This window comes from Bacillus hominis (assembly GCF_030348325.1).
GTDB lineage: Bacteria > Bacillota > Bacilli > Bacillales > Bacillaceae_G > Bacillus_A > Bacillus_A hominis.
Genome location: NZ_JAUCFS010000005.1, coordinates 1,554,608 through 1,567,869, shown reverse-complemented (window position 1 = coordinate 1,567,869; position 13,262 = coordinate 1,554,608). Strand labels below are relative to the sequence as shown.

13 protein-coding genes are annotated in these 13,262 nt (G+C 35.6%); all 13 read right to left on the bottom strand.

Annotated elements, in window-relative coordinates; genetic code table 11:
- Positions 1 to 2 precede the first annotated feature (2 nt).
- The 13 genes from QUF93_RS10425 to QUF93_RS10365 all read right to left on the bottom strand — a co-directional run bounded on the left by QUF93_RS10425 (position 3) and on the right by QUF93_RS10365 (position 13,241).
- A complete protein-coding gene (locus tag QUF93_RS10425) occupies positions 3 to 1,139 on the bottom strand; it encodes a Ger(x)C family spore germination protein (protein WP_289358688.1) in 1,137 nt (378 codons plus the stop codon).
- Positions 1,140 to 2,237 (bottom strand): GerAB/ArcD/ProY family transporter, encoded by a 1,098-nt coding sequence (locus QUF93_RS10420; RefSeq protein WP_289358687.1) that lies wholly within the window; start codon positions 2,235 to 2,237, stop codon positions 1,140 to 1,142.
- Entirely contained in the window at positions 2,234 to 3,772 is a 1,539-nt protein-coding gene (locus tag QUF93_RS10415; RefSeq protein ID WP_289358686.1) for a spore germination protein, read from the bottom strand. The genes QUF93_RS10420 and QUF93_RS10415 overlap by 4 nt, the downstream gene beginning before the upstream one ends.
- A 208-nt stretch (positions 3,773 to 3,980) precedes the next feature.
- Positions 3,981 to 4,928, bottom strand: a complete 948-nt coding sequence (locus tag QUF93_RS10410) for a DNA-binding domain-containing protein (protein WP_289360968.1) — start codon at positions 4,926 to 4,928, stop codon at positions 3,981 to 3,983.
- Between the two features lie 695 nt (positions 4,929 to 5,623).
- Positions 5,624 to 6,532: a chemotaxis protein gene (locus QUF93_RS10405; protein ID WP_002117960.1), complete on the bottom strand. Its 909-nt coding sequence runs from the start codon at positions 6,530 to 6,532 to the stop codon at positions 5,624 to 5,626.
- Between the two features lie 140 nt (positions 6,533 to 6,672).
- On the bottom strand, positions 6,673 to 7,158 hold the full coding sequence (locus QUF93_RS10400; RefSeq protein ID WP_002117957.1) for a hypothetical protein: 486 nt from the start codon (positions 7,156 to 7,158) through the stop codon (positions 6,673 to 6,675).
- Positions 7,159 to 7,557: 399 nt separating this feature from the next.
- Entirely contained in the window at positions 7,558 to 7,893 is a 336-nt protein-coding gene (locus QUF93_RS10395; RefSeq protein ID WP_002117954.1) for a DUF3964 family protein, read from the bottom strand.
- A gap of 50 nt (positions 7,894 to 7,943) precedes the next feature.
- Positions 7,944 to 9,167, bottom strand: coding sequence for a flagellar hook protein FlgE (locus QUF93_RS10390; protein WP_289358683.1), 1,224 nt, complete (start codon positions 9,165 to 9,167; stop codon positions 7,944 to 7,946).
- Between the two features lie 17 nt (positions 9,168 to 9,184).
- Entirely contained in the window at positions 9,185 to 9,763 is a 579-nt protein-coding gene (locus tag QUF93_RS10385; protein ID WP_289358682.1) for a flagellar hook assembly protein FlgD, read from the bottom strand.
- 3 nt (positions 9,764 to 9,766) lie between these two features.
- Entirely contained in the window at positions 9,767 to 10,876 is a 1,110-nt protein-coding gene (locus QUF93_RS10380; RefSeq protein ID WP_289358681.1) for a flagellar hook-length control protein FliK, read from the bottom strand.
- A 10-nt stretch (positions 10,877 to 10,886) separates the two neighbouring features.
- A complete protein-coding gene (locus QUF93_RS10375; RefSeq protein WP_289358680.1) occupies positions 10,887 to 11,297 on the bottom strand; it encodes a cytoplasmic protein in 411 nt (136 codons plus the stop codon).
- Between the two features lie 115 nt (positions 11,298 to 11,412).
- Positions 11,413 to 12,717: a flagellar protein export ATPase FliI gene (fliI, locus tag QUF93_RS10370; protein ID WP_002117944.1), complete on the bottom strand. Its 1,305-nt coding sequence runs from the start codon at positions 12,715 to 12,717 to the stop codon at positions 11,413 to 11,415.
- The gene (locus tag QUF93_RS10365) at positions 12,714 to 13,241 is read right to left on the bottom strand and encodes a FliH/SctL family protein (protein WP_289358678.1); all 528 of its coding nucleotides are present in this window, start codon (positions 13,239 to 13,241) and stop codon (positions 12,714 to 12,716) included. The genes fliI and QUF93_RS10365 overlap by 4 nt, the downstream gene beginning before the upstream one ends.
- Positions 13,242 to 13,262 lie beyond the last annotated feature (21 nt).

Genomic DNA, 13,262 nt, shown 5'->3' with positions numbered 1-13,262 from the left:
AATCATTTAATAATCCCATTTTCTAAAATTTTCACGACGGGTGTTACTGTAAGACTTGCTTCTGAGAATACATTTGGCCAATCATTTTCGACTTTTTTCCAATGCTTATATTGAAAGGCACGTGCATAATCACCAAATCCAAATGGATCTAATTTCTCACTTTGTATTTTATGTATAAGATTATTGAAATCTTTATTTAACTGTTTCGTAATAAGTGCAGCTAGTTCTCCTTTATCTTTCCTCATATTTACATCGAATGTTCGCTCAGCAATAGATATCTTGAGATTCAGCTTTATATTGAAAATAAAATGATTTCTATCGTAACGAGTTGAAAGATCCCGCTTTATATCTTGCACATTTATCGTTATAAAGTCCTTCCCCTTTGCATTCCTAAGAGAACTGTCAGCTTCCACTCTTTTAGCATAAATAGGCATTGTCAGAGAAACTGGCGGATTCACTTTCTGTTTCAGCATAAGAAGTAGCGCACTTTCCTGACGATTTAAAGATATCTTATACATTCCACGGCTCGTTAAAAGCGCAGAACCAGTAACTATAATTTCATTTTTCCCTTCTTTTATTTCTGAAATTGCAGGTGTTATTCCCTTATTAAACGTTTGTTGATGGAATTCATGAAATGTAGCAACAGCTGTACGATTGTACAACTTATTCGTCTCAATTAAATCAGTCAAATATTCAGGAAGAGTCGGCTTATCTTTGAAATCATTATGTACTATAGAAGAAACTGATCCTTTTACAGCGACAATACGCATATTTCCTGTATTTTTCGGATCACGATACCATACATCAAGGTAAGGCATCGCCCCTTCTTGTTGTAAAAATTTTTGACTTAATAATATTAATTGTAATTTTTCAGTAGAAACTAACCCTTTACTGGAGCTATTAAAATGTTCTTTCGCTTCCCTTGGTGTATTCACTCGCGCATCATGCACTTCATACTTTTTTTCAACATCTTCATTAAAGTTAGGTGTTAAGTCGTAAACAATCATTTTTCCTTGTTCATCCATATCAAAACCGTAAACTAACGATATGGACTGTTTTTCTAAGTCAAGCCGATCCCCACAACCTGTCATAAATACTAATAGAAAACCGATCATCGTAAACTTTGTAAACCGCAGCATTTAGTTCTTCCTCCTTTTCCACTGCTCATAGACAGTTATGTACAATAAAAATACAACCGGAAAAAGAACAGCAACGAAATAACTAGTTATCCCCCATATTTCCCTTAACCCATCTATTTGATAAGACGACGGTGTATAGAAGACCCAAAACAAAACACACGCACAAAGTAGAATCAAGATAAACATTGAACACTCTTTTTGATGAAACAGTTGCTTCACTCCATCCGCCGCGGTAAAAATGTATGGAATACAAGAATCGAAAACAATAAAAAGATAAAACGACAAAAATATGATTTCAAACCGTTCAATAAATGAGAAATGAAGCGGTGTAATTAACGAAAGGGTTGGCCATAAAAATTTCATTATCCCGTCTGGACCAAAATAAACGAAACAAACGAGGGTAACTTGAAGATATATTAACAACGTAATAGCATTAGCTATAATAATACCTTTCCCGGCCGATTGTTTATCATTTAAATAAGGATAAAGTACAAATGCAAATTCAAATCCGAGAAAAGCAAGGATCGTTGATTTAACAGTGTGAAAAACTGGCATCCACCCTTCCTTTAAAAGTGGTAATAGATAAATCCAATGACTATCTTTAAGGGGAATAAATAATAAAAGCGGCATCCAAAGCGTAAAGAAAAAATGAAAGACCGCATAGCGGCTTATAATTCGCGCCCCTCCACGAGCCAACATATACATAGGAATAGCTAATAAAATCAAAATTAAATAACTGGGAGTTTTCGGTAAAATCCAAATATGTATAATATATAAAAGGGAAAACACTAAAGAAATAGCTGCAAGCAATGAATATAAAATCCAAATTATCATCCCTATTTTCCCTAGCCATTTCCCTAAATAACGCGTCAAAACGCCAAGTAAAGTATCTCCAGGATGCTTTGCCATAATCTTCACAATACAAAGACTCACCGACGTAGTAATTGCCCATCCGATAATAACTGAAATCCACCCATCCGTCCCCGCTCCCTGTGCTACTTCCCTTGGAAGTGTCAACAAACCAAATCCGACTTGCACACCGCTAATCGTTAAAATGTATTGTAGTAAAGATATCTCCTGTTTTACACCTGTCTTCACTTCTTGTCCCCTCTTTCTCTCATATCTCCTTGCTTGTTTACTTGTTTAGGCTGAAGGGATAACGGTCGTTTCTTTATCATCTTTAGCGGGAAGCGAATAAATGCGTCTTTCAAATCGGAAATACGCAGTGGAGACACAGGGCTACTATACGGAACTCCGAGTGATTCTAAAGAAAGCAAATGAATTATAATGATTGTCATCCCTACCATAATCCCGATGATGCCGAATACAGAAGCGATAAACATCATCGGAAATCGAATTAGACGAACTCCTGCTGACATTTCTAAATTAGGGATGATGAAAGATGCAATCGCTGTAATTGCGACGACAATTACCATAACATTACTTACAATTCCTGCTTGTACTGCTGCCTGCCCGATTACAATCCCACCGACAACACCTATCGTTTGCCCTATCGGACCAGGAAGCCGAATAGCCGCTTCGCGGAGCATTTCAAGAACTAATTCCATTAATAAAGCTTCTAAAATAGGTGGAAACGGAATTTTGGCACGTGATTCCCCAATCGTTAATAGCAATTTGAGAGGAAGCACTTCATAATGAAAGGAAATCATAGCGATATATAGAGCTGGAGCAAAAATTGCAATAAATAATCCTGTGAGACGAAGTATACGTGTAAATAAGGCGATAGCTGGCCTTAAACTGTAATCGTCTATCGTTTGAAAAAATGATGAAAAAGTCATCGGACCAATTAACACACCTGGCGAGCGATCTACAACAATCGCAATTCGCCCCTCCAAAATATGATGTGAAGTCGTATCTGGGCGTTCAGTTATAGAAAATTGCGGAAATAGTGTATAAGAATTATCTTCAACAAGCCCCTCTAACGTACCGGTACTAAGAATAGCATCTATGTTGATTGATTTTATACGACTCGTCATTTCTCGAATGACTGTTTCATTTGTAACATCTGCTAAATACAACATAAACACCTTTGAAGTTGCCCGCTCTCCAACAGTGAACTCTTTCACCTTCAATTCACGATTTGGAATATATCGTCGAATGAGGGCAATACTCTCGCTAGCTACTTCCGTAAAACCTTCATGTGAACTTTTTAATGCAGTTTCTGTTGTTGGTTCCTGAATACCCCTCTTAGGTGCCCCCTGCGTGTCTAGCTCTAACGCTGTTAACTGGCCATCAATAAGCAAAATGCTTTTACCATGTAAAATAGCCTGCTCAATTTCTATCCATTTTTCAACCTTCTTGATTTGCCCGATAGAAACCGAAGACTTCCAAAAATCTTGTTCATTCCATGCCTGAAACAATAGAGGGCGAAGAACATCCGTATTGATAACAGTTTTATCCACTAATCCCTCCATATACACTAGAGCGGCCTCTTGTCCGTTTTTTAATGGAAAGTTTCTAATTACTAACTCTGGAATTCCGCTAAATAGTTTAGATAATTGCTCTAGGTTTGTAGATATAGAAGAAGAAACCGTACTGTTTAATACATCGTCAGCTTGGTCCTGCGTAGAAAAAGATTTTTCACCTCGTAACCATTTATGAAAAGAGTCCATACGTTCACCTTTTTCGCTGTTGTGTTTCATATGGGTTATTATGGATATCTACCGAAAGACATATACTCTTTTCTTTTTATGAGACATTAATTAATCCAACTTGCAGGCAACGTTTTGAACACATGAATGATTATTTAAAGTTATCCTCTACAAAACAAAAGGGAAATACATAGTGTATATGTATTTCCCTTTTGTTTTGTACCCATTTTTATTGTGGTATGGTCATAACCTGACCGCTACTATCAACCATAATTTTCATTTTTCCGTCTTGAGCGTTATATAATCCTAGCTTATGTAAATCTTGTTTGCACTCTTTTACGAAGAAAGGCAACGTACGAATTTGATCGATATCAGAGCTCTTAATGAAATGAGTTAAATGATGCGTCATTTCTTTAATATCATGTACAAGGTCTTCCTTCTCTCGTTTTAATCTTTCATTTTCAGCTCGTAATAAATGTACTTCTCCTTCAAGACCTCGAGCATTCTTTTCTTCTTTCGAACGCTCTGCAGCCATGCTAGAAAGTTTATAGATTCCCTCCATAAACTGATGTAATTCATGCTCTTTCTTTTCACGGAATTGACTAATTGTTTCAAAGTTATCAACGATACCAGATATGACTGTTACGAGATTTTTTTCGTCCTCTTCACTTCGGAAATCTTCTTTTACTTCCTGTTTTCTTTCTTGTTTCGCCTCAACAACTGTATCCTTTACAGGTGTATATTTGCGTTTTCGACCCGGCTTTTGTTTTTCAATATTTTCAAACGGGATTTCTTGTTTTTTTAATTTATAATACGTGTTCTGTAATTGGCTTTCCGTTTTTGGAAATAGATTCAGTTCATTTTTACTAACATATTTTGAAATATTTGCGATGTTTAAGCCTTGACGCTGACAAAATTGATATACTTCATACAGTAGTTCCAGTTCAGACTTCAACCATGTAATCCCTGATTTTTCATATACTCGCATACCGCCATTTTTTTCTATATCTATTTGAAATAATACCATTCTATTATATAAGTCGATAAGCTCTTCATACTTTATTCGGAATTGTTTCTCTATTTTTTTAAATTCCGCCTCTAATTTTATATCGCTCGTTTTATTATTTGACATGTTTTGTAAAAGACTTAATACGTTGATTGCTGTGTGGTGATACATACTCTGTGTCACTGCCCCTCATCCTTTCACAATTCTCATCTGACTCCCATGTCTTTTAAGAAAATAGAAATTTCCACATATCCATATTATAACATTTCTAAATTATCTGTCAAATAATTAACATATAAAAAGGTATAAAAAGTATGTAAATAATAGTAAAGATTTTTTAAGAAAATAATAAAAAAATCTAACACGATGTTATATTAATAAAATGTGTTTAATTATATTATATGGTATTCCCAATATAATTTCACCGAAAAATTTTGCGCTATCACGAAATATTACTAACACAATCCAAAGATACATTCTCTTATATTTTCAAATCAAAAAACCTACTACTTATTAATTAAACCAATCAATATCCCCTAAATAAAAACAGCTACATACACGAAAGAAACTATTAATACATGCAGTCATAAACACTCCAGAAACGTTTGATTTTTCTGCCTGTACAGAGCATAGAATACAAAAAAGGAACTAACCAGTACTATACATGGCTAATTCCTCTCTTCCAGCTAAAAAACGTGTTTTAAACTGATTCTTCAAACTCTCACTCAAATACTCACTTCTCCTACTTACCTAAAACCACTCCATATCTCTGGTCTTACACCGTATGGACCTCTATTAGGCACTGACCGCTTCCTCACTTGGCTAGATCCTCTATTCCAACTAAAAAAACGCTTTTCAAAACTTTTTTACAACACTAACTTATCAACTAAACCAATTAACTCTTGAATATCAGGCTTACTTACTTGAGCATTCGCCCCTACAGCCTCGCCTTTATGGAACAACTCATTCGTAATTAAAGAAGAGAAAATAATAACTGGTAATTGCTTCATTACTTCACTATCTTTAATTACTTTCGTTAAATGGTGTCCATCCATTTTTGGCATCTCAATATCTGTAATAAGCAGATGAATATGTTCAAACATTTTTTCATCTTGCTCTTTTGCTAGTTTTTCAATTTGTGCTAACGCTTCTGCACCATTGCTGAAGAAATTCATTTTCGTATATCCAGCTGTTGATAATGTTTCTTCTAGTATTTGGCGAAGCATCGCTGAATCTTCCGCAATATAAATAACTTTTTCAGCTCGATCAGTTTTTTGCTCTAATCCTGAAAGTGTTTTATTGTCATAGCCACTGTTACTAATTTCGCAAACAATTTTCTCATAATCTAACAATAAAATAATTTTCCCATCTAGTTTTACAATTCCAGACGTTGTTTCTTCTAGCCCCATAGATAATGAAGCTGGTTCATCAATTTGTTCCCAAGAAATACGTTGAATACGATGCACTTCATCAACACGGAAAATAACTTTCATTTGGTTTAATTCCGAGATGATAAATTTCGTTTGATCAAGTGGCTTTGTAGATTTTAAATTAAGAGCTGTTGCTAAGTTAATAACAGGTAAAATTTCACCGCGTACTTGAACAACACCTTCAACTGCATGATGAGATTCCGGCACAGTTGTAACAGGGAATGGATTAATAATTTCACGCACTTTCATTACATTGATGCTAAATAAATTTTCACCAACAGTATAAGTTACGATTTCTAATTCGTTTGTTCCACTTTCTAATAAAATACTTTGTGCTTGTGACATAAAGGTGTCGCTCCCCTTTCATTAATTCCGTATATTTAATTATTAAGCTTTAATAAACCCCAAAAGTCAACTACCTATATAAAAATATAGGTAGTTGACTTAGCCTTACAGTTTTAAAATAATAAAAACAGTAGTAAAGCTTAATCTTGTATAAACGAAGCAAGTGCTTCTAGTAACACTTCTTGCGCTCCTACAATTTCTGTCGGCATCGCTTCCCATTTTTTCGAAAGCTCTGTTTCCACTCTCATTCTAAGCTCTGGATTCATTTCTCCTAGCACATATTCCTTCGTCGCTATATCAACATCAAGGAGTGCAAGTGCATATAATTCCGGATCGTTTATTTTTTTAAATACTTGTTTCAATACTGCCGGTGCTATATGTTTTAACTTTTCAATGTGAATTTCTTTATCAGAAAATAGTAACTCATATTGAATAAACGTAACATTTTCTTTAATCACTTTAAAATAGCAATTATTCTTTTTATCATTTACAAAATAACCGTTCGGATCTGCAATAATACTCTCTACTTGGCGTATTAAATTTGGCAAACTACTCGCCGTCATTACAGTACGTTGCTCAACCTCACTTGGCGAAATGAATGTAACGCGATACTTATTCTGCGCCATCCTCCTCACCTCTCCTTTTATATAAACTTAGTTTAATTGTACAATATAGCACAACTATCTTAAATTAATCTAAATAATCTATTTCAAATCACTACTTATAGACCCTATCTTCAAAGAAAGAAGAGGCACCATCACAATTGACTTTCGGCCTTCTCAACTAACCTAGAACCTATCAATCTCATTCATAGCTCATCGCCTCTTCAACTACCTTAGAACCACTCATAGGCATTGTCGCTACTACAATCCGGTGAGCCTACCAATCTCATTCATGGCTCCCAGCCTCTCCAACTAACCTAGAACCGCTCCATATCTCTGGTTTTACAACATGCGAGCCACTTATAGGCACTAACCGCTACTACTCATCGCTGGGCCCTCTCTCAAAACCTAAAAAGAAAGCTTTTACGCCCCTTTCAATAACTCAATGTTATTGAACCAAAAAGCAAGCTGCTGATCCGTAATATCCGGTAACATAACGAAAAACTCGCGGCACTTCATCTCATCCTTAAACACTTGATACTTCCAAACCTCATCACTACCAACACTCACAAAATAAAATTCATGAATACGCCCTATAGCTGCTTTTGTTTCACCAAATGAGTAGGGAGGTACTTGCTTAATTTCAAATTGATCTGGTAAATATACATGCTCTTCTCGTTCTATTTTTAACACTTGCTCAGCAAGCTCACGTTTATTTTCGAAAAAAGGCAATTGTAAAATTCGCTCTTGTCTTGTCATACGAATAAAAAACCCTTTCTACTACGTTACAATTTTTTCTTTACGATTTATTATCGAATTAAGTTTACAACTTCATTTAATACTTCATCTGAAATTTTAATTACTTTCGCATTTCCTTGGAAGCCGCGTTGGTATAGCATTAAATCAACGAATTCTACAGATAAATCTACGTTTGCACCTTCTTGTGCGCCACCACGTACTTTTCCTGCACCGTTTTGACCAGATACGCCCATTGCTAAAATACCAGTTGTATTTGTCGCTGTATAGTTACCATTTCCGTTTTTCATTAAACCGCCCTCATTCGGGAACATTGCAACAGCTAATTGACCAGCAGCTTTCATACTTCCATCAGAATATTTCACCATCACATATCCACCGTCAGCAATAAAGCAATCTTTAACAGTCGCCGCTGCTCTACCATCTACGTTTGTTACTGCTAATGTTTTCTCTGTTGGATGGTTTGTTAATTTACTAAAATCTAAATTTACTGTTCCGCCATTAAACGGAATAGATGCTCCAGGGTTTTGCTGATTTGGATTCCCTACTGCATCAAACGTCATATCACCACCTGCGTCTTGAACCTCTTTGAACTCCGTTTCTTTTTTCGAGTCGTTACGCATATGTACTGTATATTTATAATTATGTTCACTAGTTTGTGTAAACTCTACACGCATTGTCCATGTATTACCGGCATCATCGTATACAGGCAATTCTTGCGTAATCTGCTTTGCATCAGCTGGAATATTCCCTCCAACTACTCCTTTTGACGTTCGAATACCACCGATTGCTGATCCCATTGGAATTTGCAACGGTCCTGGAATACCAGATAAATCGACTTCACCAGTTGCTGCATTTGCAGGATATGCGAATACGTATTGGCCTTCAGTATTCGTAATATAGTAATCTGAAGATATCCCAAATGTACCTTTACGCGTAAATTCCGTGTTGCCGCCTTTTGAATCACCTACTACGAAGAAACCATTACCTTCCATCGCTGCTTGTGTTTTACCACCCGTTAACGTAATTGTACCGTCGCTATAATCCGTAACTGTTCCGCTCATTTTCACACCGTTACCAATACTTTTCGGGTTCGTTCCTGCGTATTTACCATCGCCTTTTGCACCAATTGAATTGTTGTATAATAAATCATCAAACATTGCTTTTTGTTTTTTATAACCAACTGTTTGTGCATTGGCAATATTATTTGAAGTTACACTTAATGCATTTTGCGTTGCATTCATCCCTGTAATACTTGTATATAACGCTTTAATCATAACGTATGGACACTCCCTTATGAATTTGTTATTTTTACTTCTTCAGTTACTTTTTGATCGTCTTTCTTTGCATCTTCTGGATTCGTTTCTCCAATTGGTTTATCAGACACTCTTTCAACGAAACGAAGAGACACTACTTTATTATCAATAATGAGCTGTACATCGTTATTTTCTGCAAGGCGAACTGTCTCTACTTGACCAGTTACTTTGTTTCCTTCACCGTCAATGCCTCTTACATACTTTCCTAAAAACTTCATTCCACCATCAAGCGCTGTCGAATACATCGTCGTCCTTAAAGAGTCAACTGCTTTTGTCATATTTTGTACTTGTTCCATAAGAGATAATTGCGCTGTCTGATTCATCATTTGATTCATATCCATCGCATTGAATGGATCTTGATGCTGAAAACTCGCTAAAAACAATTTTAGAAAATCATCTTTCTCCATTACACCAGGAGTTTTTTGAGTACTTGCTGATACTCCGTTTGTTTGCCCTACTGGCGATTGTACACCGTTAACAGGTGCATTACTTTTTTGCGCTCCCGCCTGTAATGGAATATGATTTGTACTCGTTGTATTTAATCCAACTGTTGGCACGCTTTATTCCTCCAATAATCCAGCAAATTCTTTCGATTCTTGTTTCTCCTGTTTCGTACTTGCTAGTTTTTGCTTTTGTCTTTGCTCTTGTTCTCGTTGTTCTTTACGATGTTCATCTTTTTCTGAATAACTAATTTGAATATTAATTTCTTTTTCTTTTAACTTTAGCTTCAATTCGTCAAAAATCATTTCAACACGTTTTTTCGCATCGTGTTTGTCCATTTCTACATGGACATCAATTTGATCTCCATGCTTTTTCATAAATACAGTTAATGTACCAAGTTTCTCTGGATTTAGCTGGAATAAAACACGTTCTTGTTTCACCACAAACTTTTGCAGAGCTTCTACTTGTGCTTCCATCTTCTTTCCTAAGTCAGGTAATGTAACCTTCTCAGCTCCACTATTTTGTTTTCCTATTTGGTCAGTACCCGTTGCTTTATTTAACAACTCAGCTCCGGCCGAAATTGAGTCATTTAACTGATCGACTTTTGGTAACTCTACCTGCACATCATCGCTCTCTGCTTTTGGGAGTTCTACTTCTTTAGACTCCTCTTGTTTCTTTGCAATATTACAAGTTTCTGATTCTACGACTTTTAATACTTGCAACGTCTGCTCTGGCATCGTCACCTTATCTAACGCCATTTGCATTGTATCTTCTAAACATATGGCATTTTTAATATTCATGTTTGAAAGCAGTTCTTGTAATTGGTGTAATTCAGCTGCAGGCAATTCGTTCAGTTTAATATTTCCGTATTCTTTATATAATTCTTGTATTTTTTGTATGTATTGATATAACAATTCTGGTTGCACACGTAATTGCTCAATTGCAATCATTTGCTCAGATACAGCTAGTAATAATTGTTCTGTCTCTTTTTTTTCTTCTTTCTTTTCAATCGGCTCTTCTTTCGTTACCGTTTTTTTTGCGAGAAGATATTCTTTCTTCTCTTCTTCTGGTGCTTTTTCTCGTTTCGGTTTCTCCGTTTTCGGCTGTTTTTTATTTTCAATTCTCATTGTATTATCAAATGAAGAATTTTCATTTTTCGATTGTACTTCTAGCCCTTTGTCTTTTTGCGGAGGTAAACTTTTCTGCACCGGTAATACAAATTGTATCATTGCATCCACCTCATCCGTTCATACACATTTTTAAATCAAGAAGCATTTTTTCTTCTAATTTTTCTTTTACTTTCGCGAGCTTCTTACAATCTTCTTGATACATTTCATCAATGACACGTTCTTTTTCTTTTATTTGCTCTAAAAGGCTTTTATTTTTTTGAATAAAACCTTCTGTTTTTTTTATTTTCCGATTCCATTCTTCTATTCTTTCAGGTGAAAATGTATGTGAAGACAGCATACCAGCCATAATGCGTTGCCCAGTTTGTACGACTTTACTACGTGATTTCACAACATACAAATCATATTCTTTTTTTTGTTCTATTTTTCTTTTTTCAGCTGTCAGTTCGTACACTTCTTTCAAGATTTGTTCTTTCTCTTGATTAATCTGCAATTTTATCGTGTCGTACTGCTGCTTATCCACCTGTTTTCATAGCCCCTTCCTATTATAACGTTCCCTTTTTCTATTATATAGTTTTTTCACAAAAAAATCTGTGAAATATTAAAAACAAAAAAATAAGACCTCAAAGGGCGAGGCCTTATACAATATGGTGCATCGCTTGGACAACATCTTCAAAATGAAAACTATCCGTTCGGCCTTGTTTTAAAAACGTATTTATATTTTCTACTTTATTTTTACATTCAAAAATATAAGCATTTTCTTCATTTTCTTGAATTGTTCCTAGTTTAAAATACAATTCATTTTCTTTATAAATAGATAAAATTTTTCTCATTTCATTTGCAAGTTGCCAATGATTGGGCGATACGATTTCTTCCATAATCCTACTTACCGAATCTAGTACAGAAATGGCAGGGTAATGACTAAGAGTTGCAAGCTCACGTTTTAATACAATATGTCCATCTAAAATACCACGAGCTAAATCTGGTACAGGACCATTTAAATCGTCACCATCAACTAACACTGTATAAATACCTGTTATTGCCCCTTTTTGCGTTTTTCCGGATCGCTCTAATAACTTTTTCATATAACTTTCCATTAACAATGTTTTACCACCGATCGGTAATTCCTTTACCGCAATGTCAACACTTCGGCGAGCATCGGCAAAACGAGTAACTGAATCCATCATAAGTAATACATTATTTCCTTGATCGCGGAAATATTCAGCAATAGACGTTGCAAGCTTTGCCGCACGAAGTTGCATAAGGTGACTTTCATCTGACGTCGCTACAACAACGACGCTTTTTTTCATGCCTTCTTCACCTAATTCTTTTCGAATAAAGTCTTTTACTTCCCGGCCACGCTCACCTACTAAACTAATAACGTTAATATCCGCTTTTGCGTTTTTCGCAATCATTCCAAGTAATGTAGATTTCCCAACACCTGATCCAGCGAAAATACCAATCTTTTGACCGATCCCAATCGTTAACATAGAATCAATCGATTTAATTCCCGTTTCAAATACATCTGTAATTTCTTCACGCTCAAATGCATGAATCGGCGGTGCATCTAATTTTATTTTTTGCAATGGAATGTTTTCAGCATCCTCGTTTAACACTTCTCCATTTGCACTTAACACTTTGCCAAGCAAATGATTACCACGGGGCACAACGACATCTTCTGCAATTAATGTAACTGAATCTCCGTAACACACTTTTTCTGTCTGTTCAAATGGGAGTAACATATTGTTTTCTTTTTCAATTGCAATAACTTCACATAAGACGCTATGTTCTCCAACGAGACAAACATCTCCAATCTTCGCTTTCGGACCTTTCGCTACAAAAAACTGCTCTTGTACACTATGAACTTTTCCAACTTTCGTATAAAACGGCGTTTCAATAAACGTATTCCATTTATTATGTTCGTTCATGAGCTTGTTGTTCATACGTTTTGCTCCTCAAACAACTTTTCTTCTTCCCATTTATGACGAAGTTTCGCAAATATAGGTGCGAATTTAAATTCAAAGAACTCTTTCTCTTCTTCCAAAACAAATTCGCCAAACTGTAAAGAAAAATCATACTTCCATTCTACTAATTGTAGTAACCAGTACTCTTTCGTATTTTCCTTCTCTTCTTGTATACGCTCAAATGTTTCTGGATGAACCGTTATAATTAACTTTTCAAATGAAGTAGGCAATGTTTGAACGATACCTGTTAATATTGGCAGAACGTCTAATACTCGTGAATCTACCGCTTGATTCACAATTTTTTCTGCTAATTGAAAAGATTGATTCCATAATAACTCCGTCCATTCGTATGCCGTTTCTTGTTGCTCCTTTTGAAACTGTAAACGTGCTGCTTCCATCTGTTCCATTTGTTCATGAATATGCATTTGAAACTCTTCTTTAGCCTGCAACAACTGCTGATGCTCTCGTTCTAACGTTTGCTGATGCTGCCTTAGCTGATTCATTTCAATATGTAATGCATCTTG

Bases quoted from the DNA above. Each gene is read 5' to 3' on its own strand.
- QUF93_RS10425 (WP_289358688.1), bottom strand. From the start codon at position 1,139: ATGCTGCGGTTTACAAAGTTTACGATGATCGGTTTTCTATTAGTATTT.
- fliI (WP_002117944.1), bottom strand. From the start codon at position 12,717: ATGAACAACAAGCTCATGAACGAACATAATAAATGGAATACGTTTATT.
- QUF93_RS10380 (WP_289358681.1), bottom strand. From the start codon at position 10,876: ATGATACAATTTGTATTACCGGTGCAGAAAAGTTTACCTCCGCAAAAA.
- QUF93_RS10365 (WP_289358678.1), bottom strand. From the start codon at position 13,241: ATGAATCAGCTAAGGCAGCATCAGCAAACGTTAGAACGAGAGCATCAG.
- QUF93_RS10405 (WP_002117960.1), bottom strand. From the start codon at position 6,532: ATGTCACAAGCACAAAGTATTTTATTAGAAAGTGGAACAAACGAATTA.
- QUF93_RS10390 (WP_289358683.1), bottom strand. From the start codon at position 9,167: ATGATTAAAGCGTTATATACAAGTATTACAGGGATGAATGCAACGCAA.
- QUF93_RS10415 (WP_289358686.1), bottom strand. From the start codon at position 3,772: ATGGACTCTTTTCATAAATGGTTACGAGGTGAAAAATCTTTTTCTACG.
- QUF93_RS10400 (WP_002117957.1), bottom strand. From the start codon at position 7,158: ATGGCGCAGAATAAGTATCGCGTTACATTCATTTCGCCAAGTGAGGTT.
- QUF93_RS10410 (WP_289360968.1), bottom strand. From the start codon at position 4,928: ATGTATCACCACACAGCAATCAACGTATTAAGTCTTTTACAAAACATG.
- QUF93_RS10395 (WP_002117954.1), bottom strand. From the start codon at position 7,893: ATGACAAGACAAGAGCGAATTTTACAATTGCCTTTTTTCGAAAATAAA.